General features: G+C 70.5%; 24 protein-coding genes. 12 read left to right on the top strand and 12 right to left on the bottom strand.

The window, feature by feature from the left end:
- Window positions 1–35: 35 nt before the first annotated feature.
- From ACWEN0_RS04095 to ACWEN0_RS04080, 4 genes are all read right to left on the bottom strand, one after another.
- Complete coding sequence (locus ACWEN0_RS04095) at window positions 36–854, bottom strand: carbohydrate ABC transporter permease (protein ID WP_451968738.1); 819 nt, start codon at window positions 852–854, stop codon at window positions 36–38.
- Window positions 851–1747: a carbohydrate ABC transporter permease gene (locus ACWEN0_RS04090; protein ID WP_451968736.1), complete on the bottom strand. Its 897-nt coding sequence runs from the start codon at window positions 1745–1747 to the stop codon at window positions 851–853. Before ACWEN0_RS04090 ends, ACWEN0_RS04095 begins: the two co-directional genes overlap by 4 nt.
- On the bottom strand, window positions 1744–3033 hold the full coding sequence (locus ACWEN0_RS04085; protein ID WP_451968735.1) for an ABC transporter substrate-binding protein: 1290 nt from the start codon (window positions 3031–3033) through the stop codon (window positions 1744–1746). Before ACWEN0_RS04085 ends, ACWEN0_RS04090 begins: the two co-directional genes overlap by 4 nt.
- Before the next feature lie 100 nt (window positions 3034–3133).
- Window positions 3134–4762, bottom strand: coding sequence for a long-chain fatty acid--CoA ligase (locus ACWEN0_RS04080; protein ID WP_451968734.1), 1629 nt, complete (start codon window positions 4760–4762; stop codon window positions 3134–3136).
- 445 nt (window positions 4763–5207) lie between these two features.
- On the opposite strand from ACWEN0_RS04080, the gene mihF reads away from it, so the two are divergent.
- Both mihF and ACWEN0_RS04070 read left to right on the top strand, forming a co-directional pair.
- On the top strand, window positions 5208–5519 hold the full coding sequence (mihF, locus tag ACWEN0_RS04075) for an integration host factor, actinobacterial type (protein WP_051767699.1): 312 nt from the start codon (window positions 5208–5210) through the stop codon (window positions 5517–5519).
- 82 nt (window positions 5520–5601) lie between these two features.
- Window positions 5602–6756 carry an isochorismate synthase gene (locus tag ACWEN0_RS04070; protein ID WP_451968733.1) on the top strand — a complete coding sequence of 385 codons (1155 nt, stop codon included), beginning with the start codon at window positions 5602–5604 and terminating at the stop codon, window positions 6754–6756.
- On the opposite strand, the gene ACWEN0_RS04065 is transcribed toward ACWEN0_RS04070, so the two are convergent.
- A complete protein-coding gene (locus ACWEN0_RS04065) occupies window positions 6753–7439 on the bottom strand; it encodes a 4'-phosphopantetheinyl transferase family protein (RefSeq protein ID WP_451969848.1) in 687 nt (228 codons plus the stop codon). The two genes, ACWEN0_RS04070 and ACWEN0_RS04065, sit on opposite strands and share 4 nt — an antisense overlap.
- A 129-nt stretch (window positions 7440–7568) precedes the next feature.
- Here ACWEN0_RS04065 and ACWEN0_RS04060 point away from each other — a divergent pair, with 129 nt between their 5' ends.
- A complete protein-coding gene (locus ACWEN0_RS04060; RefSeq protein ID WP_451968731.1) occupies window positions 7569–8738 on the top strand; it encodes an acyl-CoA dehydrogenase family protein in 1170 nt (389 codons plus the stop codon).
- A gap of 69 nt (window positions 8739–8807) precedes the next feature.
- Here ACWEN0_RS04060 and ACWEN0_RS04055 read toward each other — a convergent pair whose 3' ends face one another.
- Genes ACWEN0_RS04055 through ACWEN0_RS04040 form a run of 4 tightly spaced genes read right to left on the bottom strand, consistent with a single transcriptional unit; the run spans window position 8808 to window position 12076 of the window.
- On the bottom strand, window positions 8808–9128 hold the full coding sequence (locus tag ACWEN0_RS04055) for a hypothetical protein (protein ID WP_257920800.1): 321 nt from the start codon (window positions 9126–9128) through the stop codon (window positions 8808–8810).
- A gap of 58 nt (window positions 9129–9186) precedes the next feature.
- Window positions 9187–9822, bottom strand: a complete 636-nt coding sequence (locus tag ACWEN0_RS04050) for a TetR/AcrR family transcriptional regulator (protein ID WP_451969846.1) — start codon at window positions 9820–9822, stop codon at window positions 9187–9189.
- Entirely contained in the window at window positions 9819–11342 is a 1524-nt protein-coding gene (locus ACWEN0_RS04045) for an ATP-dependent acyl-CoA ligase (protein ID WP_451968730.1), read from the bottom strand. The genes ACWEN0_RS04050 and ACWEN0_RS04045 overlap by 4 nt, the downstream gene beginning before the upstream one ends.
- Window positions 11339–12076, bottom strand: coding sequence for an enoyl-CoA hydratase/isomerase family protein (locus ACWEN0_RS04040; protein ID WP_451968728.1), 738 nt, complete (start codon window positions 12074–12076; stop codon window positions 11339–11341). The genes ACWEN0_RS04045 and ACWEN0_RS04040 overlap by 4 nt, the downstream gene beginning before the upstream one ends.
- Before the next feature lie 48 nt (window positions 12077–12124).
- Between ACWEN0_RS04040 and ACWEN0_RS04035 the strand changes: the two genes are divergently transcribed.
- Window positions 12125–13720: an amidohydrolase gene (locus ACWEN0_RS04035; protein WP_451968726.1), complete on the top strand. Its 1596-nt coding sequence runs from the start codon at window positions 12125–12127 to the stop codon at window positions 13718–13720.
- A 4-nt stretch (window positions 13721–13724) separates the two neighbouring features.
- Here ACWEN0_RS04035 and ACWEN0_RS04030 read toward each other — a convergent pair whose 3' ends face one another.
- Window positions 13725–14045, bottom strand: a complete 321-nt coding sequence (locus ACWEN0_RS04030; RefSeq protein ID WP_451968724.1) for a hypothetical protein — start codon at window positions 14043–14045, stop codon at window positions 13725–13727.
- Between the two features lie 55 nt (window positions 14046–14100).
- Here ACWEN0_RS04030 and ACWEN0_RS04025 point away from each other — a divergent pair, with 55 nt between their 5' ends.
- Both ACWEN0_RS04025 and ACWEN0_RS04020 read left to right on the top strand, forming a co-directional pair.
- Window positions 14101–14541 carry an N-acetyltransferase family protein gene (locus ACWEN0_RS04025; RefSeq protein WP_451968722.1) on the top strand — a complete coding sequence of 147 codons (441 nt, stop codon included), beginning with the start codon at window positions 14101–14103 and terminating at the stop codon, window positions 14539–14541.
- 40 nt (window positions 14542–14581) lie between these two features.
- The gene (locus ACWEN0_RS04020) at window positions 14582–15265 is read left to right on the top strand and encodes a metal-dependent transcriptional regulator (protein ID WP_451968720.1); all 684 of its coding nucleotides are present in this window, start codon (window positions 14582–14584) and stop codon (window positions 15263–15265) included.
- Between the two features lie 12 nt (window positions 15266–15277).
- On the opposite strand, the gene ACWEN0_RS04015 is transcribed toward ACWEN0_RS04020, so the two are convergent.
- Window positions 15278–15772, bottom strand: a complete 495-nt coding sequence (locus tag ACWEN0_RS04015; protein ID WP_451968718.1) for a hypothetical protein — start codon at window positions 15770–15772, stop codon at window positions 15278–15280.
- Between the two features lie 161 nt (window positions 15773–15933).
- Between ACWEN0_RS04015 and ACWEN0_RS04010 the strand changes: the two genes are divergently transcribed.
- The 4 genes from ACWEN0_RS04010 (at window position 15934) to ACWEN0_RS03995 (ending at window position 19162) form a co-directional block, all read left to right on the top strand.
- On the top strand, window positions 15934–16746 hold the full coding sequence (locus ACWEN0_RS04010) for an LLM class flavin-dependent oxidoreductase (protein WP_451968716.1): 813 nt from the start codon (window positions 15934–15936) through the stop codon (window positions 16744–16746).
- A gap of 87 nt (window positions 16747–16833) precedes the next feature.
- Window positions 16834–17178 carry a transcriptional regulator gene (locus ACWEN0_RS04005; RefSeq protein ID WP_451968714.1) on the top strand — a complete coding sequence of 115 codons (345 nt, stop codon included), beginning with the start codon at window positions 16834–16836 and terminating at the stop codon, window positions 17176–17178.
- A gap of 51 nt (window positions 17179–17229) precedes the next feature.
- A complete protein-coding gene (locus ACWEN0_RS04000; RefSeq protein ID WP_451968713.1) occupies window positions 17230–18288 on the top strand; it encodes a zinc-binding dehydrogenase in 1059 nt (352 codons plus the stop codon).
- Window positions 18289–18535: 247 nt separating this feature from the next.
- Entirely contained in the window at window positions 18536–19162 is a 627-nt protein-coding gene (locus ACWEN0_RS03995; protein ID WP_451968711.1) for an alpha-ketoglutarate-dependent dioxygenase AlkB family protein, read from the top strand.
- On the opposite strand, the gene ACWEN0_RS03990 is transcribed toward ACWEN0_RS03995, so the two are convergent.
- Window positions 19159–19737 carry an ArsR/SmtB family transcription factor gene (locus ACWEN0_RS03990; protein ID WP_451968709.1) on the bottom strand — a complete coding sequence of 193 codons (579 nt, stop codon included), beginning with the start codon at window positions 19735–19737 and terminating at the stop codon, window positions 19159–19161. The genes ACWEN0_RS03995 and ACWEN0_RS03990 overlap by 4 nt on opposite strands.
- 77 nt (window positions 19738–19814) lie before the next feature.
- On the opposite strand from ACWEN0_RS03990, the gene ACWEN0_RS03985 reads away from it, so the two are divergent.
- Window positions 19815–20174: a hypothetical protein gene (locus ACWEN0_RS03985; protein WP_451968707.1), complete on the top strand. Its 360-nt coding sequence runs from the start codon at window positions 19815–19817 to the stop codon at window positions 20172–20174.
- Complete coding sequence (locus ACWEN0_RS03980; protein WP_451968705.1) at window positions 20167–20403, top strand: hypothetical protein; 237 nt, start codon at window positions 20167–20169, stop codon at window positions 20401–20403. The genes ACWEN0_RS03985 and ACWEN0_RS03980 overlap by 8 nt, the downstream gene beginning before the upstream one ends.
- The last annotated feature ends 22 nt before the right edge of the window (window positions 20404–20425 follow it).

Here is a 20425-nt window from a genome sequence, read left to right as displayed (position 1 = left end):
GGGACCTACCGAAGTCGGCCCCGTCCGCCCGCGTGTTACGAGCCGCCCAAACCGGACTCCGTCACGCCCCGGACCAGATAGCGCTGCAAAACGGCGAACAGCACCACGATCGGCAGAATCGACACCGCCGCGGCCAGGAACAGCAGGTTCAGCTGCGGGTTCTGCGCCGTCAGCAATCCCGACAAAGCCACCTGAACCGTCCACGAATCGGGGGACTGGGCGATGATCAGCGGCCAGAGGAACGCGTTCCAGCTGCCGATCACCGTGATGACCGCGATGGCCGCGAAGAAACCCTTCGAATTCGGGACCACGATGCGCCAGAACACACCCCAGCGCGTCAGGCCGTCGACGCGCCCGGCCTCCTCCAGCTCACGCGGGAAGTCGAGGAAGTACTGCCGGAACAGGAAAACGCTGAACGCGCTGAACAGCCCGGGAACCACCAGCCCGCGGAAGTCCGAAAGCCAGCCCAGCGACGAAACCACCACGAAGCTCGGCACGAAAGTCACCGACGTCGGAATCATCAGGGTCGCCAGCACGGCGTAGAACACGCCCCGAGAATGCCGGTACGGGATGCGCGCCAGCCCGTACCCCGCCAGCGAACAGATCACCAGCAGTCCGAAGGTCTGCAAAACCGCCACGATCAAGGAATTCAGCAGGCTCCGCGCGAACGGGACGTCCGAAAGCGAGAACAGCTTGCCGAAGTTCTCCCAGTGCACTGTGGATGGAAAGAACGTCCACTGTGGAGCGGTGATCTCGGCGCGCGACGCCAGCCCGTTGCGCACCAGCAGGTAGAACGGCAGCAGGAACAGCACCGCCGCGACGACCAGTGCCGTCCAGCGGAAGAACGCCCTCACGACGCACGTCCGAAGCGCAGCACGCGGCCCTGCAGCAGCGTCACCAAGGCGATGATGAGCGCCAGGATCACCGCGCCCGCGCTGCCGCGGCCGAGGTCCTGGCCGCCCGAGCCGAGCGACGTGTAGTACAGGTACACCAAGGGCGGCCGGGCGAACGGGGGATAACCCCGGGAGTCGCCCATGATGTTGTAGAACTCGTCGAACGCCTGGTACGCGTTGATCAGGTTGAGCAGCAGCACCGCCACGGCCGTCGCGCGCAGCTGCGGCAGCGTCACGTTGCGGAAGACCTGCCAGCCCGGTTTCGCGCCGTCGAGCCAGGCCGCTTCGTAGAGGTGCCGCGGGATCCGTTGCAGGGCCGCGATGAACAGGATCATGTAGAACCCGAGCTGCAGCCACAACCGAGCCGTCACCAGCACGATCCAGTACAGCGGCGGGTCCACCGTCCCGGTCCAGGCCACCGGGTCCGCGCCGAACAGCCCGAGGACGGTGTTCGCGAGTCCATAGCGGACACCCGAGAACAGCGACGTCTTCCAGATCAGCGACGCGACGACGTACGAGCACGCGAACGGCAGGAAGAACACCGACCGGAAGAACGCCCGCGCGAACCGGAGCTGGTTGACGCCCAGCGCGAGGGCCAGCGACAGCGCGAACGTCAGCGGCACGATGAACACCGCGAACACGCTGAACGTCCCCAGGCTCGACAGGAACGGCTCGTCGGTGAGCATGTGCCCGTAGTTGTCCAGCCCGACGAAGTCCGTCGGGGTCACCGTGTTGCGCGCGTCGAAGAAGGACAGGTACGCGCTCCAGCCGATCGGCAGGTACGCGAAGAGCGCGAGCCCGATCAGGAACGGCCCGACGAACAACCAGAACGCGCGCGCATCGCGCCGCCTCATCCGAACAGGCGCTTCAGTTCGGACTGGGCCACCTCGACCGCGGTCTTCGTCTGCGCGACCGGGTCGGCGCCCTCTTTGGCGATCTTCGCGACCGCGTCGGACAACGCCGTGTTCGCCTGCTGTGTCCACACCGGACCGCCGACCAGGTGGCCGTTCTCCTTGACGAACCGGGCGGCGTCGGCGGCCGGGCCCGACGCGAGGCTGCTCGCCTGGGCGACCAGGCTCTGGCGCGCCGGGACGTGGAAGCCGAACTTGGTGGCGAACTCCAGCTGGTCGTCGGTCTTGTCGATCCACAGCCACTTCACGAACGCCTTGGCCTCGGCGACGTGCAGGCTCTTGGCGTTCACCATCGCGCCGTACGCGCCGACCGGGACCGACGGCGCGCCGCTGCCGTCCAGCTTCGGGAACGGCAGCACGCCGAAGTCGTCGTCGAACGCGTCGCGGATCTTCGGCACGTTCCACAGCCCGGTCCACTGCATCGCGGCGAGGCCGTCGACGAACGCGCCCGGGTCCGACCAGTCCGCCGGCGCGCCGAGCAGCAGTGAGCCGTTGGAGTTCAGCGTGTGGAGCTTGCCGAGCGCGGTCGCCGCGCGCGGGTCGTCGAAGCCGACTTCGCGGTTGCCGTTCTTGAGGTAGTCGAGGCCGGCCGACCACAGCAGCGGCCCGGTGAGCACGCCGACACCGCCGTCGTTGCCCGCGAAGAACCCCTTGACGCCGTCCTTCGTGAGCTTCGCGGCCGCGTCGACCAGCTCGTCGACCGTCTGCGGCGGCTGCACGCCCGCGGCCTGCAGCAGGCTCTTGCGGTAGAAGAGCACCTGCGTGTCGGTGGCCTGCGGGATCCCGTAGACCTTGCCCTCGACGGTCTGCGCGGCGAGCACGGCCGGGCTGAAGTCACCCTTGACCGGCGCGATGACGTCGTCGAGCGAGACGACCTGGTTCTGCCGCACCCAGTCGATCTTGACCTGCGCCTCGAAGACGTCCGGCACCTTGCTGTTCTGCAGCGCGGTGACGATCTTCGAATCGTAGTCACCCGGGTTCCACTGCACGTTGACCGTCGCGCCGGGATAGCTCGCGGCGTAGCGCTTGACCGCTTCCTGGACGCCGTCTTCGCCGTACGCGTGGTACCACTGCTGGAGCGTGACCTTCGGCGCGTCCGACGGCGGCGGCCCCGCGCTGTAGGCCGTCGACGGCGGCGGCGTGCCCTGCCGTCCGGTGTTCGACCCGCAAGCCGTCGCCAGCGCGCCCATTCCCGCGAGCGCGAGAAAACTCCGCCTGTTCCGCTGCATCCCCAGAACCCCTCCGACGTGCTCTGAAGGCCACCATGAAGGCGTCAGACTCCCTCATGGCGGCCTTCAGAGGCATGAAGACTCGCCGGAGATTTACCCGTTAGAGCTGTGCGATGTCGAGCTTTCCCTCGGAGTAGGACGCGCGGATGCGCTTCTTGTCGAACTTGCCGACGCTCGTCTTGGGCACTTCGTCCACGAACGTCCAGTTCTCCGGCAGCTGCCACTTCGCGACCTTGTCGCTGAGGTACTCCCGCAGCTCCTCGGGCGTGGCGGTCTTGCCCTCCTTGAGCACGACGGCGACCAGCGGCCGCTCGTCCCACTTCTCGTCGGGGATGCCGACGACCGCGGCCTCGGCGACGGCCGGGTGGCCCATGACCTGGTTCTCCAGGTCGACCGAGGAGATCCACTCGCCGCCGGACTTGATGACGTCCTTGGCGCGGTCGGTCAGCGTCAGGTAGCCGTCGGCGCTGATCTTGCCGACGTCGCCGGTGCGCAGCCAGCCGTCGTGGAACTTCTCCGGGTCGACCTGGTCGCCGCCGTAGTAGGAGCCGGCGATCCACGGGCCCTGGACCTCGAGCTCGCCGACGGCCTCGTTGTCCCAGGGCAGCACGGCGCCGTCGTCGTCGATCAGTCGTGCGGTGACCGCCGCCGGGAAGCGGCCCTGCGTGTAGCGGTAGCGCCAGGCCTCGTCGCCGGTCGCACCGGCGGGCGGGCGGGCGACGCTGCCCAGCGGCGACGTCTCCGTCATGCCCCAGGCGTGCAGGATCGAGACCTTGTGCTTCTCCTGGAAGGCGTGCATCAGCGACGGCGGCACCGCCGACCCGCCGACGACGACCTCGCGCAGGTGCGAGATGTCCTGCGGGTGGGCGTCGAGGTGGGCGAGCAGGCCCTGCCAGACGGTCGGGACCGCGCCGGCGAAGGTCGGCTTCTCCGCGGCCAGCATCGCCGCGATCGGCGCCGGCTGGAGGAACCGGTCCGGCATCAGCAGTGACGCGCCGACCATCAGCGCCGCGTACGGCAGGCCCCACGCCATCGCGTGGAACTGCGGCACGATGGCCAGCGCCTTGTCGCTCTGCGCGAGGTTCATGCTGTCGCTCATGCAGACCTGCATCGAGTGCAGCCAGATCGAGCGGTGCGAGTAGGCGACCCCCTTGGGGTCACCCGTCGTACCCGACGTGTAACACATCGCAGCGGCCGAGCGCTCGTCGACGACGGGCCAGTCGAAGGTGTCCGGCTGGGCGGCCAGCAGCTCGCTGTAGGAGTGCACCTCGACGCCGGCAGGGGCCTCGAGCGACGCGGCGTCGCCGTTGGCCACGATGACGTGCCGGACCGTCTTGAACTCCGGCAGCTGCTTCGCCAGGAGCGGGACGAGCGTGCCGTCGACGATGACGACCTGGTCCTCGGCGTGGTTGGCGACGAAGACCAGCTGCTCGGGGAACAGCCGGATGTTCAGGGTGTGCAGCACGGCGCCCATCGCCGGGACGGCCAGGTAGGCGGCCAGGTGCTCGGCGTTGTTCCACATGAACGTGCCGACGCGCTGGTCGCCGGTCACGCCGAGGCTCCGGAGAGCGTTCGCGAGGCGGGCGGCGTTGCGGCCGAGGTCGCCGTAGGTCTCGCGCCGGGCTTCTGAACCGGTCCAGGTGATGACTTCGCTCGCCGAGTGCACCGACGTGCCGTGGCGGAGCAGGTTCGCCAGCGACAGCTGGCCGTCCTGCATGGTGCTCAACATGGTCGCTCCCGGGGGTTGTTCGCCGGTGAACTGGGGTTGGGCCGACTCTAGTGCGGATCGGGTGAAGCGGGCATGGTCAACAACGGCTCCGTTCGGTCACGGTCGTCGCGCGATCGGGCGACGACCGGTCGATGATCATGATCATCAATTCTTACGCTTTTCCTTATGGACAAGGAAATACGCGCTCGAACAGCGGGTAGTGGAGGCTTCACTTCCGGGTGAGCCGGGCCACTCTGGACGCTTCTTGGGAGCGTTTCCGCAGGCCGGAGCGGGTTGCCCGGTATCACCTCCGGGGGTAATAAGTGCGTGTCGGTTGCACGGCCGTGAAGCCGGTGGCGTTTACTGGGGCCGTGGTAAGAGACGGCTGAGCAGCGCTTGCAGCAGCAAGCACTCACAAAAGTCGTCGGCCGCGAAAGCGGAGACCTGAGAGGAAAGGACTACTACGTTGGCTCTGCCTACGTTGACTCCGGAGCAGCGCGCCGAGGCCCTGGCCAAGGCCGCCGAGGCTCGCAAGGCGCGTTCGGAGCTGCTCGCGTCGATCAAGTCCGGCAAGGAGAGCATCGAAAAGGTGCTCAAGCAGGCCAAGGAGAACAAGACCATCGGGAAGACGAAGGTCACCCAGCTGCTGAAGGCCGTCCCCGGCCTCGGCGCGGTGAAGGTCGCCGCCCTGCTCGAGCAGGCCGGCATCGACCCGGACCGGCGGGCCGCCGGCCTGGGCGAGCGCCAGCGCGAGGCGCTCATCGACGCGCTCAAGTAGCCGTCACCAGGAGCTCCCGCGAGGGGAGTGTCGCTCGCGACACTTCCCTCGCGGATCTCCCGAAGCCTGGGACGCTGGTGAGGTGAGTTCACCTGACCCGGCGACCCCGGCACTCGACCTCGCCGCCCGCTACCAGCGTGGCGACTTCCTGTTCACGACGGCCTCGCGCGCGCTCCTCGCGCAGGGCACCCTCCGGACCGTCACCGAGACGGACCCGCGGCGGCTCGCCTCGGCGATCCCCGGCGTCCTGGCCGAGACGGGTGCTCCGCTGGCCGTCGGCCTCCTCCCGTTCGACACCGGGCCCGACACGAAGGTGCCGGGCCACTTGGTCGTGCCCCGGACCGTCCACCGCGCCGAGGGCGCGCCTTCGCTGCCGCGCGAGGTCCTGCCGGCGCCCGTGCGGGTGCACGCGGTGCCGTCGCCGGCGCAGCACATGGCAGCCGTCTCGGCGGCTGTCGACGCCCTGGGCGCGCGGGACCTGCGCAAAGCCGTCCTCGCCCGCGCCCTGGACCTCGAGTTCGACGCACCGGTGTCCGCCGAGCGCGTCGTGCGCAACCTGGCGGTCGGCAACCCCCGGCACTTCACGTACGCGGCCGAGCTGCCCGGCGGGCGGTCGCTGGTCGGCGCCACACCCGAGCTGCTGCTGCGCCGTACGGGCCGCACGGTGTTCTCGTCCCCGCACGCGGGCTCGATGCCGCGCTCGGCCGACCCGGTGGCCGACCGCGCCAACGGCGAGGCACTGCGGGCGTCCCGCAAGGACCAGGTCGAGCACGCGGTGGTGATCGACTACCTGGTCGAGGCGCTGCGGCCGTTCTGCCGGACCCTGGCCGTCCCGGCCGAGCCGGAGCTGGTCACGACGCCGGCGATCTGGCACCTGCGCACCCCGATCACCGGCGAGCTGGCCGACCCGGACATCACGGCCCTGGACCTCGCGGCGGCCCTGCACCCGACCCCGGCGATCTGCGGCACCCCGACCGACGGCGCGCGCGAGCTGGTCCAGGAGCTGGAGCCGTTCGACCGCGACTACTACGCGGGCGCGGTCGGCTGGGTGGACGCCGCGGGCGACGGCGAGTGGGCGGTAGCGATCCGCTGCGCGGAGATCGCATCGACCTCGATGCGGCTGTACGCGGGCGGTGGGATCGTCCCGGCTTCGGACCCGCAGGCGGAGCTGGACGAGACGACGGCGAAGTTCCGGACGCTGCTGGCGGCGATGGGCCTGGAGGACCTGCCGGTCTAGGGGGCCCAGAGCTCCTCGGTCACCGACAGCTCCTCGGTGGTCAGCACGGCGATCGCCGCGCGGTAGCCGTCGGCCGCCTTCAGGTCGGCCAAGCGGGTCTTCGCCGGGTCCAGGGCCGCGTCGTCCGACGCGAGCAGCCGGGGCCGTTCGTCGAAGCGGGAGAACGTGATGCTCTTCAACGGGATGCGCAGCCCGCGGCCCGTGGCCTTCATCACGGCTTCCTTGCGCGTCCAGTAGACGAAGAACGCCGCCGCCTTCTCCTCCGCGCCCAACCCGGTCAGGTGCGCGGCCTCGGCGGGGCTCAGCGCGTACTCGATGAGTCCGTCGTCCGCGCGGCGGCCCGCCGTTTCGACGTCCAAGCCCACCGGGACCGACGGGGTCGCCGCCACCCCGATCAGCTCGCCCGAGTGGGAGATCGACAGCGTCAGGTCCGCGCCCGGGACCCGGGGCCTGCCGTGCGGTTTTCCGCAGTCTTCGCAGGTCGCGTCGAACTTCACCGACTCCACGGCCAGGCCGAGGCGCTCCGCCGCGACCGTCTTCGCCAGCACGCGGCCGGTGAGGAAGCGCCGCTTGTCCGCGTCCTGCCGGTACGCCTCGAACCGCCCCTGCTCGACGTCGTCCAGCAGGCGCAGGAAGCGCTCTTCGGCGGGCAGCGGCGACGACCAGCGGACCACGATCTCCATCACGCCCCCGATCCTTCCGGCGGCGCGGGCCGTTGTCACGAATCCGGGGACAGGTCTGGGGTAATCCGGCTCATAAGAGGTACCCTGGAGCTAAGCAAGCGCTTAGCCAGTGTCGGAGGAGCAGCTCGGATGGATTTCTCTCTCAGCACCGAAGAACGTGAAGTGCGCGACTGGGTCCGCACGTTCGTCCAGCGGGAGCTGATCCCGCTCGAGCAGGAAGTCCTCCGGCGCGAGCGCGCGCACCAGCCCGGCCTGACCGGCGAGGAGCTCAAGGACCTCCAGCTCAAGGCCAAGGAGTCGGGCTTCTGGGGCGTCCTCACGCCGGAGGAGTACGGCGGCATGGGCCTGTCCGCCGTGATGGCCGCGCTGCTCGAAGCCGAGCTCGGCCGCACCTTCGTGCCGTTCCGGTTCGGCGGCTCGGCGGACAACATCCTGTTCCACGCCAACGAAGAGCAGAAGCAGACCTACCTGCTGCCGACCATTTCGGGCGAGCGCAAGTCGTGCTTCGCGATCACCGAGCCGGGCGCCGGGTCGGACGCCAAGGCCATCCGGACCACCGCCCGCAAGGACGGCACCGACTGGATCATCAACGGCGAGAAGACCTTCATCACCGGCGGCAACGAAGCCGACTTCACGATGGTCTTCGCGATCACCGACCCGGAGAAGGGCGCGAACGGCGGCGTCACCTGCTTCCTCGTCGACCGCGAAGCCGGCTGGAAGTCCGAGTACATCGACACCATGGGCGAGTGGGGCCCGGCGTCGCTGATCTTCCAGGACGTCCGCGTCCCGGAGACGCAGATCCTCGGCGAAGAAGGCCGCGGGTTCGAGCTCGCCATGCAGTGGATCGGCCAGGGCCGCTACCTGCTGCCGGCCCGCGCGATCGGCTCGTGCGAGCGGCTGATCTCGATGGCCATCGAGCACGCCAACACACGCGAGACGTTCGGGCAGAAGATCGCCGAACGCCAGGCCATCCAGTGGATGATCGCCGACTCCGGCGTCGAGCTCGAGGCGCTGCGGTGGCTGGTGCTCAACGCCGCCTGGCAGGTCGACCAGGGCCTGGACTCGCGGCACGCGCAGTCGATGGCGAAGCTGTACGGCGGCCAGAAGGCCAACGAAATCGTCGACCGCGTCCTGCAGATCCACGGCGGCATGGGCTACACGCGGGAGCTGCCGGTCGAGCGGTGGTACCGCGAGCTGCGGCTGCTGCGCATCTACGAGGGCACCGACGAGATCCAGCGCCGCACCATCGCGCGCAACCTGCTCAAGGGGCACGTGAAGGTCGGCGGGGTGCTGGGCTGACCCCGAAAAGCGTGAAGCCGTCAAGGCCGCCTTTCCGGCGGCCTTGACGGCTGTTCGGCTGCGTACTGCTTACTGCTTGTTGCGAATGGCGATCGGGACGCCGGCGAGGTCCTCTTCGTTGCACAGGAGCTTCACGTCGTAGTACGGCGAACCCTTGCGGTCGTCGTAGTCGAGGTGGATGGCCAGGACGTCGAGCGGCTCGCCCAGCCATTCCTGCGCCTGCCGTAGCCACGCGGAGCACCGCTCCAGGGCGGTGGGGAGATCGTCATCACGGAACTCGACGGGGCGATAGGGGACGTCCTGCACCTGATCGCGGGGGTGTGCCGGCGCCGGGAGGCCCGGCGCGAGACCCGAGTCGTCCAGTTCCAGTTGGATCGTTTCCTCAGTCACCCTTCGAGCGTCCCCCACGCACGCCGTCTGGGCAAGGCGTACACAGGTAAAAGCGCCGCTAAACGGACACGCCCCACTCTTTCGCGACGATTTCCCGGCAGCGTGGCAAGTCGGCGGCGCCGGACGGCGAAGTGCAGCCCAGCGCCCTGGACGCCAGTTCCGCGTAGTGCTCGGCCAACGCGTCCAGGGCCAGCGGGCCGCTCGGGGAATACCACCGGGCCACGCCGCTGCACATCTCCAGCAGCGCGAGCCGCGTCACGGCCGGGTGCTCGGTGTGGAACACCCCCGCCGCGACGCCTTCGTCGATCGCCGTCGCCCACAGGCGTTCGTACGCGTCGCGCAGCGCCACCACCGGCTCGCGCGCGGCCGGGGACAGCACGTCGACTTCGTTGTCCACCACGCGGGTTTCCGCCGGGCCGACGGCGTGCGCGAGGACGTGCAGCGCCACCAGCGTGCGCAGCCGGTGCACCGGGTCCGCGCTGCCCACGGTCGCTTCGCGGGCGGCGTCCAGCAGGCGGTTCAGCGCCGTGTGCATGATCTCCGCGAGCAGATCCTCCTTGGTGCCCATGTAGTGGTACAGGCTCGCCGAGGAAAGTTCGGCCTCCTGCGCCAGATCGCGGATGCCGGTGCCGTGGAAACCCTTGGTGGCGAACAGTTTCACCGCCGCCGCGCGGACGCGCTCCCGGCTGCTCACGACCACGCTTCCGCCTTCGCGTCCCATGACCCGGCCCGCGGGTCGGCCACCTTCCGCAGCTCGCCCTTGGCGACGCGCTCGGACGGCGTCATCGGCAGCTCGTCCGCGAACGCCCAGAACCGCGGAACCTTGAAGTAGGCCAGCTTTTCCGCGCAGAACGCGGCGAGCGCGGCCGGTTCGGGACGGTCGCCGTCGCACACGACGTACGCCTTGATCTCTTCACCGCGCAGTTCGTCCGGCACCGCGACGACGGCCGCGAGCCGGACGGCGGGGTGCAGCAGCAGCGCGCGCTCGACCTCGTCGGCGGAGACGTTCTCGCCGCTGCGGCGGATCATGTCCTTCGTGCGGCCGACGTAGTAGACGCGGCCGGCGTCGTCCATGCGCGCGAGGTCGCCGGTGTGGAACCAGCCGTTCTCGAACGCTTTCGCGGTCGCTTCGGGGTCTTCGTGGTAGCCGTGCATCAGGCCGATCCCGCGGATCAGCAGCTCGCCGGTTTCCCCGCGCGGCAGCGGCTTCCCGTCGCCGCCGGCGATCATCGCCTCGCGGTCGCGGCTCGGCCGGCCGATGCAGCCAGTGCCGACGGTCTCGTCGTGGTCCGCGGCCGTCATCCGGATGTCGCCGCCGGTCTCGGTCATCCCGAACGCCTCGTACCACGGCACGCCCCAGCGCGCCTCCAGTTCGGCGTGCAGGTCCAGGGGGATCGCGGACGCGCAGATCGCGCGGACGCGGTGCTCGCGGTCGGCGTCGGACGGTTCCTGGCGCAGCAGGAGCGTCGGCATCAGGCCGAGGCAGTAGAACCAGGTGACGCCGTGTTCGCGGACCTTCGCCCAGAACGTGCTGGGGTGGAAGCGGTCCAGCACGACGAGGGTGGCGCCGGCGGCCAGCCCCAACGCGACGTTCCACTGTGGATCGATGTAGTGGAACGGCTGCGCGGTCAGCATGACGTCGTCCTCGCCGACGGCGGGGAAGTCGGTGGCCAGGCCGACGGCGAGGGTCGTCCAGTACCGGTTCGGCAGGACGCAGCCCTTCGGCGCGCCGGTCGTGCCCGAGGTGTACTGGATGTTCACCGGCAGTTCGGGCACCGGCGTGAAGCCCGGCGGTTCGGCGCCGGTCCGGAGCTGGTCCGGGGTGAGGACTTCGATCCCGCCGATCCGGTTGACCAGTTCGACGAACTCCGCGGCGGCGACCACGAGTTTCGCGCCGGAGTGGCGGAGGACGTGGGCGCCGTCGAACTCCTGGTAGTTCGTGTTGACCGGCACCAGCATCGCGCCGATCTTCGCCAGGGCCAGCCACAGCAGCGGGAATTCCGGCTGGTTGCGCAGCATCACCGCGACCCGGTCGCCGGGGCCGATCCCGTGTTCGGACAGCGCCGCGGCGATCCGTGAGCTTTCGCGGTCGACCTCGGCGAACGTGAACTTCCGGTCCAGGTGATCGAACACCCACGCCGTGCGCTCCGGCCACAGCTGCGCGGCCCGCGTGACGAGCTGGGCGAGCGTGCCGATGTCGGCGAGCGGCGTCACGTCCGGCTCCGGAAGGCCTCCGTGGACGCGGCGACCGCGGCCGAGGTTTCGGTGATCAGGGCGTGGCTGACCTCGAGTTCGAGCGCGGGTTCGATGTCCGTGCTCGCGTCGAGGACGCGCTTCGCCATCGCCGCGGCCGCGGGCGGGTGCTCGGCGATCCGCTTCGCCCAGCCGTGCGCCTCGGCCCGCAGCTGCTCGGCGGGCACGGCGAGGTTGACCATGCCCAGCTCGGCGGCCTTGCGGCCGTCGAAGCGCTCGCCGAGCAGCAGGAGCTCCTTCGCCTTGAGCGGGCCGACCAGCAGCGGCAGCAGCCGCGACGCCGCGCCGGTGACGCTCAGGCCCAGCGAGACCTCGGGGAACGCGAAGACGGCGTCCTCGGCGGCCAGGATCAGGTCGCAGCCGAGCGCGAACTCCGCGCCGGCGCCGATCGCGTAGCCGTGCACGGCCGCGATCACCGGCTGGCGCAGCCCGCGCAGCCGCCGCGTGACGTCCTGGAGCCGGTCCAGGCGCGCCCGCGAGTCACCCGCTGGGGTGGGTTCCTTGAGGTCGTGACCGGCGCAGAAGGCCCGGCCGTTGCCGGACAGCACGACGACGCGGGCGTCACTGCGGGCGGCGGCGTCCAGAGCGGCGAGGAAGTCGTCGACCAGCACGGCGGCGACGGCGTTCAGCCGCTCGGGCCGGTTCAGCCGGATCTGCGCGATGCCGTCCTCGACGGCGAAGTCCACGGTGGGCATGAGGCCGATGCTAGACGTTCGATCGATCGATCGATAGCCTCTGAATCCATGCGGGTCGATGCGGTCTACGAGAACGCCACGGTGTGGACGGGCGCCGGGGGCACCCATGCGCTGGCCGTGCTGCATGGCCGGGTGGTCGCGCTCGGCGACGACGCCACGGCCCTTTCGGCGCGTTCGCGGGTCGACCTCGGTGGCGGCTTCGTCGTGCCCGGCTTCCACGACGCGCACAACCACATGGCGTGGTTCGGGATGGGCCTCGACGACGTCCCGCTGAGCGACTGCCGCAGCGTCGACGAGGTCTACGACGCCGTCGCCGCGCGCGCGGCTTCCGTGCCCGCCGGCAGCTGGGTCGTCGGGAGCGGCTACGACCAGAACAAGCTCGCAGGCGGGCACCCGGACCGGCACGGCCTCGACCGGGCCGCGCCGGGGATGCTCGTGCGGCTCAAGCACACGTCCGGGCACATGACCGTGGTCAACTCGGCCGTCCTCGACCAGCTCGACGTCGGCAACGTGCCGGTCGGCGGCGACCTCGTGCTCGGCCCGGACGGCTCGCCGACCGGGCTGCTGCGCGAGCAGGCCCAGCTGCTGCTGCGGCCGCTGACGTACCCGACGCCGGTTTCGCGCGTCGTCCGCGGCCTCGGCCGGGCCTCCGAGCGGTACCTCTCCGAGGGCATCACCAGCGTCCAGGAGGCCGGGATCGGCGGCGGGCTGGTCGGCGAGACGCCCGCCGAACTGGCGGCCTACCAGGAGGCGCGCGACACCGGCGTGCTGCGCGTGCGCAGCACGGTGATGGTCGCCGCGAGCGTCCTGCACGACCTGCCCGACGACGCCGGCTTCGGCCTCGACCTCGGCCTGCGCACCGGCCTCGGCGACGAGTGGCTGCGCGTCGGCCCGATGAAGCTGTTCGCCGACGGCTCGCTGGTCGGGCGCACCTGCGCGATGCACGACCCGTTCGACGGCGAGCCGGGCAACGTCGGCTACTTCCAGGTGCCCGAGGACGCCCTGGCCGAGACGATCCGTCGCGCGCACGACGCGGGCTGGCAGATCGCGACGCACGCCATCGGCGACCGCGCGATCACCGTGGTCGTCGACGCGTACGAAGCCGCGTTGGCTGCTTCGCCGCGTACGGACCACCGGCACCGCATCGAGCACTGCGCGGTGCTTCAGCCCGCGGAGCTGTCTCGGATCGCCTCGCTGGGGTTGCTCCCTTCGCCGCAGGGACGGTTCGTCAACGAGCTCGGCGACGGCATGCGCGCCGCGCTCGGCGAGTCCCGCGTCCCCTGGTGCTACCGGCTGCGAAGCGTCCTCGACGCGGGTTGCGTGCTTCCCGCGTCCTCGGACCGCCCAGTCGTCGACGGCGCGCCGCTGCTCGCGCTCGCCGACATGGTGCGCCGGCGGACGGCGTCCGGCGCACCCTTCGCGCCCGAAGAGGCGTTGACGCCCGAGGAGGCGTTGCGCGCGTACACGTATGGCTCGGCGTACGCGACCTTCGCGGAACGCGATCTGGGCACCCTGGAGGCCGGGAAGCTCGCCGACTTCGCGGTGCTTTCGGGATCGCCGCTGGACGAGTCCGCTTTGGACGGCCTGACCGTGCAGGGCACGGCCGTCGGCGGCGAACTGCGTTACCAGGCCCGGCTGTCGTGAAGCATCACCTCCCGTCCACGAAATCGAGCGCTTCGCGCGCGAGCGCGGGCCAAGCCCGCTTCGAGTCGTTCCCCAGCGCCAGCCACTCCTTCATCGGGGTGCCCTTGTTGGCGTCGAACCGCACGCCGTCGCCGCCTTCGACCAGCTCGTCCACCTGCGCCTTCGGCAGCTTGAGCACCAGCTGCCCGCGGACGAACATCGCGAAGATCCGGCCGTTCACCCGCAGCGCCGTGCGCCCGAAGCCGCCGGTCGCGCCGGGTGGCGTGATGCCCGGCTCTCCGGTGAACTCGTCGACCAGCGCATCGAACTTCTCTTCCGGGGACATCGACCACCTCCGAGCACGACCGTAACGACCACCACCGACAGAAACGGGAGGCACGATGCCCGTCCGCGACGCCGTCTTCGAAGACGTCGAAGAGATTTGCGCGCTCATCGAGGAGCACGCCGTCTACGAGGACAACCACGACCTCAAGCTCGACCGCGCCGAGATGAGCGGTCACCTGTTCGGGGCCGATCCGAAGGCGTGGGTGCTGATCGCGACCCCGCCCGGCGAGCCCGGCACGGTCGCCGGCTTCGCCTTCTGCAGCTGGAACTTCTCGACCTGGGAGGCCCGGCCGGGGATCTGGCTGGACGACCTGTTCATCCGGCCCGCGCACCGGCGCCACGGCCTCGGCGGCGAGCTGCTCGACGAGCTGCGCACCCGCACGACCGGGCGCGTCGAGTGGGACATGCAGGAGGGCAACGAAAAGGGCGAGGCGTTCTACGCCCAGCTCGGCGCGGAGCCGGTCCCCGGCTGGATCCGCTACCGCTGGCGGCCGTGAACTTTCACGAGAAAGAACCCGGCCCCGTATCGTATGCGGCATGGGAGATGGTTCGGTCCGGAGGTCCTCGTCGGTCGAGGACTACGTCCGGGTGATCTACGGCCTGGTCGAACGCGGTGAGGCGGTCACGAACACCTCGCTCGCCGGCCGGCTGGAGGTCAGCCCGTCCTCGGCGTCGGGGATGGTCACGAAGCTGTCCCAGCTCGGGCTGGTCACCCACGTGCCGTACCGCGGCATCGAGCTCACCGCCGACGGCAGGCAGCTCGCGCGCTCGGTGCTGCGGCGCCACCGGCTGATCGAGACGTACCTGGTGTCCGAGCTCGGCTACACGTGGGACGAGGTCCACGCGGAGGCGGACGCCCTGGAGCACGCGGTGTCGGACCGGCTGGTCGAGCGCATCGCGGCCAAGCTGGGCAACCCGGTCCGCGACCCCCACGGCGACCCGATCCCGGCGGCGGACGGCAGCGTGGAGGAACTGGCGGTCCGCATCCTCGACGACCTCGAGCCGGGCGCGGTGGGCGAGATCGTCCGGGTCTGGGACACGGACCCGGAGCTGCTGCGCTACCTGACCGAACACGCGATCAACCTGGGCGAACGCATCGAGGTGGTCGAGCGCCAGCCGTTCGGCGGCCCGATGGTGGTCAAGGTGGGCTCACCCCCGGACGCCGCCACGCACGCGATCGGCAAGGAGATCGCGCAGGCCTTGTCGGTCACCCTGCGCTGAGGCGGCTTCAGGTCAGCCGCCGATCGAGAGCTGGAAGCCGACGCGCTCCGCCTCGTCGGCGTCCTTCCACAGGGTGCCGCGGTTGCTGTTGCCGACGTGCACGCCGTAGCGATCCGCGCCGGGCACGTCGGTGAAGGCGAAGGTGAACGTGCGCACCCACATCCCGTCGACGATCTTCGTCTCCTCGCCGGGGGTTCGGTGCAGCTCTGTGCTCGCGACGATCCGGCCGCTCTCGTCCACGAGGGTGACTTGAGAACCGTCCCGGAGGTCGCCGTACCCGTCATAGCCGTCGGCGGTGGACTTGGTGCACTTCATGTCGCACAGCAAGGCCAGGGTGCCGTTGACCGACGTGCTGCCCGACGTCATGAGGACGACGGCGACGACGGTGGCCAGCGCAGCGGCGACGACGCCTGCGACAGCGAAGACGAGCGGCTTGCGACTTCGCCGCACAGGCTGCGGAGCGGGCTCGGGCTGCGGTGCCTGGTCGGTGTTCGGTTCGATGGTCATCGTCTGGTCTCGCTCTCCTTGCCGGGGATGTGTGCACAGACGGATTGGCGGGCTCCGTTGTTACGGAAGGTGATCGAGCCGTGATGACGCCCGGAGGCGTACGCGCGACTGACGTCCCGAAGCGGATGTGGTGACACGCTCGCGGCCGAGACCATGGCCGCATGAAACCCTTCCGCTTCGGCGTCGTTGCCGGTCACGCTCGTGATCTGACCTCGTGGACCGCCCAGGCCGAGCGGGTCGAGAAGCTTGGCTTCGACACCCTGCTCGCCACCGATCCCGTCGGCTGGGCCGATCCCTTCGTGCTGCTCGGGGCCGCCGCCGCGGTCACGCTGGACCTCACCGTCGGCACCTTCGTGCTCGCCGATCCCTTCCGGGACGCCAAGGCCCTCGACTGGCAGGCCCGGACGCTGCACCAGCAGACCGGGGGCCGGTTCGAGCTCGGGCTCGGGGTCGGGCGGCCCGGTGCGCGGCCGCACGCCGAAAGCCTCGGGCGGGAGTTCGGCGGACCGGGTGAGCGCATCACACGGATGGCGGAGACGATCGCCGTCCTCAAGGAGACCGCGGACCGGCCGCCGCTGGTTCTCGCCGGCGGGGGACCGAAAATGCTGGCGCTCGCCGCGCAAGAAGCCGACACCCTCAGCTTCACCTGGGCGCCCACGACCACCGAAGCCGAGGCGCAGTCCATTGTGGATCGATTCCGGGCGCTCGCCGGGGCGCGGCTGCCGGACATCGAGCTCGGGCTGAACCTCGTGGCCGTCGGGGACGAGCCGTCGCCCGGGATCGCGCGGTGGGCCGGGGTCGACGTGCCCGAGCTCACCGCCGCCGGGGCCGTCACCGTGCTGCCCGCTGATCCAGGTCAAGCGGCGGAAAGGCTTCTCGGCTGGCGGGAGCGGTGGGGGATTTCCTACGTCACGATCAACTCCGGCTACGCGGAACCGTTCGCCGCGATCGCCGAAGAGGCGCGTGCGGCGTAACTCGCAGGTGGGTGAGTGCCCTTCCGATCTTGCGAACCTGCGCCTACGCTCCAATGTTCGTATTCGGGAGTGCTTCGGAGCGTTGTGATGACCGGTCAGCGAACACGCACCATCGACCGGGGGGAACAGGCGGAGCTGAGCCAGCTGCTGGCCGCCGGGCCGTTCGACGTCGCCCTGCGCGCGGCGATCAGGGCCCGCGGCCTCGGCCTCGATCGGATCCGCTATCGCTTGCGCGGCAGGGGAACCACGGTCAGCCTGGCCACCCTCAGCCACTGGCAGTCCGGGCGGTGCCGGCCGGAGCGGCCGGAATCGTTGGAAGCCTTGCGGAATCTCGAGGACATCCTGAACGTGCCGGACGGCTCGCTCAGCAAGCTCCTCGGCCCGCCGCGGAGCAGAACGCGCTTTCATCCGACGCCACCCCCGCTCAATTGAGCAGTAGCAACGGAAAACCGCTCACCTGAGCGGATCACGTAGGCTCGCGCCATGCGAGCCGTGGTGATGGAGGAGTTCGGCGCCCCGCCGGTCGTCAAGGACGTCCCGGAGCCGGTGGCGCCGCCGGGTGGTGCGGTGATCGAGGTCGACGCGACCGGCGTCTGCCGCAGCGACTGGCACACCTGGCAGGGGCACGACACCGCCGTGAAGCTGCCGCACGTCGCCGGGCACGAGCTGGCTGGCCGCGTGGTCGCGCTCGGCGTGGGCGTGCGCGGCTGGGAGCTCGGCGCCCGCGTCACCGTGCCGTTCGTCTGCGCGTGCGGGACGTGCGCCCAGTGCGCCCGCGGCGACCAGCAGATCTGCGACCGCGAGTTCCAGCCCGGCGCGACGCACTGGGGTTCGTTCGCCGAGCGCGTCGCCGTCGAGCACGCCGAGACGAACCTGGTGGCGCTGCCGGACTCCCTCGGCTCGGCCGAGGCCGCCGCGCTCGGCTGCCGGTTCGGCACGGCGTTCCGCGCGGTGCTGCGGCAGGGCCGGGTCACCGCGGGCCAGTGGGTTTCGGTGTACGGCTGCGGCGGCGTCGGGATCTCGGCGGTGCTGCTCGCTGTCGCGGCGGGCGCCAAGGTCGTCGCGGTCGACGTCTCACCCGCGGCGCTGACGCTCGCCGAGAAGTCCGGGGCCGCCGTCACCGTCGACTCCTCGGCGTTCGAGAGCCCCGAAGCCGTCGCCGCGCACGTGCGCGAGCTGACCGGCGGGGGCACGCACGTCTCGCTCGACTGCCTCGGCTCGCCGTCGACCTGCGCGGCGTCGGTAGGCAGCCTCCGCAAGCGCGGCCGGCACGTCCAGGCCGGGCTGATGCCGCCCGCGCAGGGCGTCGCGCCGATCCCGATGCACCGGGTCATCGGCGGCGAGCTGGAGCTGGTCGGGATCCACGGGCTGCAGGCCCACGAGTACCCGGAGCTGCTGCGCGTCGTCGAGACGGCCGGGATCGACCTCGCCGCGCTGATCGGACAGCGGATCGGCCTCGACGACGTCCCGGCCGCGCTGGCGGCGATGAACGACCCCGTGCCGGCGCGGGCGGGCGTCACCGTGGTGACGTTCCGTGACTGATCTGCCCCGGCGTGGTCAAGTGACGATTTCGTAGCTGATCCACGCTGGCCATGAGACATCCGGTGTGGGAATGTCTGAACATGGTGGCCCAAAGCGAGGGGAACCGGTCGCAGGGGCGTCCCGTTGGTCCGTTGGGACGCCTCCTGCGCCGGTACATCGCCGCGGGCGTCACCGTCCGCGGTCATCGGATCGTGCCTTCGATGATCACCGAACGTGCGCGGCAGGGGTCTCCGGCACAATCGAGGTGATGGACGCCCTCCTGCCGCGGCCGCGCGCCGAGATCGCCCCCGGTGCCGTGCACGTACCCGACTGGCTCGGCTTCGACGAACAGCGTGAGCTCGTCGCGGCCTGCCGCGGCTGGTCCGGTTACCGCCACACCCGGCTGCCCAACGGCGGCGTGATGTCGGTGAAGTCCGTCTGCCTCGGCTGGCACTGGTACCCGTACGGCTACTCGCGCACGACCGGCGAGGGCACGCCGGTGCTGCCGTTCCCGGACTGGCTCGGCGACCTCGGCCGCCGCGCGCTCGCCGACGCGTACGGCGAACCGGCCGAGGGGTACGAGCCGGACATCGCGCTGGTCAACTTCTACGACGCCGCCGCGAAGATGGGGCTGCACCAGGACAAGGACGAGCGCAGCCTGGCGCCGGTGGTGTCCGTCAGCCTCGGCGACGCGTGCGTGTTCCGCTTCGGCAACACGGAGACGCGCGGCAAGCCGTACACGGACGTCGAGCTCCGCTCGGGCGACGTGTTCGTGTTCGGCGGCCCCTCGCGCCTGGCGTACCACGGCGTGCCGAAGACGCTGCCCGGCACGGCGGACCCGGCACTGGGCCTGACCGGCCGGCTGAACATCACGCTGCGCGTGTCCGGCCTCTAGTCCTCTGTGGACTCTTCTTCGGGCACGACGATCAGCCGGACGGCGAGCGCGCGCGAGCCCGGTGGGTGGTGGCCCGGTTCGGTGACGTACTTCCAGATCAGGTTCTGGTACTCCTCGACGAACGACGTCACCTGCTCCTTCGTCAGGGTCAGGCCCGCGCGGTAGATCTGGTTCCAGCCTTCGGCGTCGTCGTAGCCCGCGTACGCCCGGGTGACCAGGCCGAGGTCGTGGCTCATCTTGAGGGCGCCGAGCTTCCGCGCGGCCTCGCGCTCGTCCGGCGTCATCTCCAGGCCGGGTGGGGTGTAGATGTCCTTCATCAGCGACTTCCACCAGCGTTCGCGGCCGGTCGAGCGCTCTTCGATCTCCGCGATCAGGTCGAGGTCGGCGAGCCGGCGGAGGTGGTAGCTGGTCGTCCCGGTGCTTTCGCCGAGGGCCTTGGCGACGCTCGTCGAGTTCGCCTCGCCGTGTTTTCCCAGGTAGGACAGGATGTCGCGGCGCACCGGGTTGGCCAGGGCCTTGTAGAAGGCTTTGAGATCCGCGCCGGTGAGCACGCGCCGTTCGGGACGTTCGACCATGCTCGCAGCGTACTACAGAGATTGTTTGCAAAGAATCTCTGTAATCCGCTACCGTGGTCGGCGAACGGGGGTTCACCATGAAAAGACTCTTCTGGGCGGCGGGGCTGTGCCTGCTGCCGTGGATCGCGGTACTGGGGACGACGCTGCCGGACGTCGTGGCGGCACAGCATTGGCGACTGGCCTGGACGGGCTTCGACGCGGCGGAGGCGTTCGGCCTGCTGGTCACGGCCTGGCTGCTCGGCCGCGGCGACCCGCGGACGCCGCTCGCCGCGACGGCCACGGCGACGTTGCTGCTCGCCGACGCCTGGTTCGACGTCGTGACAGCCGGCGACGACGTCGTGTTTTCCCTGCTCATGGCCGGTCTCGAGGTTCCGCTGGCGCTGGCGTGCCTGACGGTGGCGCTCCCGGCGCGGCCGCCGGTGCCGGCCCATGTCTGAGCTGGACCCGCGGGTGCGCGACGAGATCGACGACCAGGTCGCGGAGGCGCTCGACGCCTACCTGGCCGAACGGGGACCACGCCGGGCGCGGCGGGCCTGGCCGGTGGTGGTGACGGTGGCACTGGGGGTCGTCACCACCGCCCTGGTCCCGCCGGCGGCGTGGGCCGCGTGGCTCGCGATCGCGGCCACCAACGTCGTTTGGCTGCTCGCCGTGCGGATCTCGCCGTAGGATCCGGACCCCGGACCGAAGA

Source organism: Amycolatopsis sp. NPDC004378, assembly GCF_053602455.1.
This window is presented reverse-complemented; position numbering and strand designations above follow the sequence as displayed.

Excerpts from the sequence above, each read along its gene's own strand:
- ACWEN0_RS04040 (WP_451968728.1), bottom strand. The coding sequence starts at position 12,076 with ATGCCCACCGTGGACTTCGCCGTCGAGGACGGCATCGCGCAGATCCGG.
- ACWEN0_RS04065 (WP_451969848.1), bottom strand. The coding sequence starts at position 7,439 with ATGGAGATCGTGGTCCGCTGGTCGTCGCCGCTGCCCGCCGAAGAGCGC.
- ACWEN0_RS04000 (WP_451968713.1), top strand. The coding sequence starts at position 17,230 with ATGCGAGCCGTGGTGATGGAGGAGTTCGGCGCCCCGCCGGTCGTCAAG.
- ACWEN0_RS04005 (WP_451968714.1), top strand. The coding sequence starts at position 16,834 with ATGACCGGTCAGCGAACACGCACCATCGACCGGGGGGAACAGGCGGAG.
- ACWEN0_RS04035 (WP_451968726.1), top strand. The coding sequence starts at position 12,125 with ATGCGGGTCGATGCGGTCTACGAGAACGCCACGGTGTGGACGGGCGCC.
- ACWEN0_RS04080 (WP_451968734.1), bottom strand. The coding sequence starts at position 4,762 with ATGTTGAGCACCATGCAGGACGGCCAGCTGTCGCTGGCGAACCTGCTC.
- ACWEN0_RS03980 (WP_451968705.1), top strand. The coding sequence starts at position 20,167 with ATGTCTGAGCTGGACCCGCGGGTGCGCGACGAGATCGACGACCAGGTC.
- ACWEN0_RS03985 (WP_451968707.1), top strand. The coding sequence starts at position 19,815 with ATGAAAAGACTCTTCTGGGCGGCGGGGCTGTGCCTGCTGCCGTGGATC.
- ACWEN0_RS04090 (WP_451968736.1), bottom strand. The coding sequence starts at position 1,747 with ATGAGGCGGCGCGATGCGCGCGCGTTCTGGTTGTTCGTCGGGCCGTTC.
- ACWEN0_RS04025 (WP_451968722.1), top strand. The coding sequence starts at position 14,101 with ATGCCCGTCCGCGACGCCGTCTTCGAAGACGTCGAAGAGATTTGCGCG.
- ACWEN0_RS04020 (WP_451968720.1), top strand. The coding sequence starts at position 14,582 with ATGGGAGATGGTTCGGTCCGGAGGTCCTCGTCGGTCGAGGACTACGTC.
- ACWEN0_RS04010 (WP_451968716.1), top strand. The coding sequence starts at position 15,934 with ATGAAACCCTTCCGCTTCGGCGTCGTTGCCGGTCACGCTCGTGATCTG.
- ACWEN0_RS04030 (WP_451968724.1), bottom strand. The coding sequence starts at position 14,045 with ATGTCCCCGGAAGAGAAGTTCGATGCGCTGGTCGACGAGTTCACCGGA.
- ACWEN0_RS03995 (WP_451968711.1), top strand. The coding sequence starts at position 18,536 with ATGGACGCCCTCCTGCCGCGGCCGCGCGCCGAGATCGCCCCCGGTGCC.
- ACWEN0_RS04015 (WP_451968718.1), bottom strand. The coding sequence starts at position 15,772 with ATGACCATCGAACCGAACACCGACCAGGCACCGCAGCCCGAGCCCGCT.
- ACWEN0_RS03990 (WP_451968709.1), bottom strand. The coding sequence starts at position 19,737 with ATGGTCGAACGTCCCGAACGGCGCGTGCTCACCGGCGCGGATCTCAAA.
- ACWEN0_RS04085 (WP_451968735.1), bottom strand. The coding sequence starts at position 3,033 with ATGCAGCGGAACAGGCGGAGTTTTCTCGCGCTCGCGGGAATGGGCGCG.
- ACWEN0_RS04060 (WP_451968731.1), top strand. The coding sequence starts at position 7,569 with ATGGATTTCTCTCTCAGCACCGAAGAACGTGAAGTGCGCGACTGGGTC.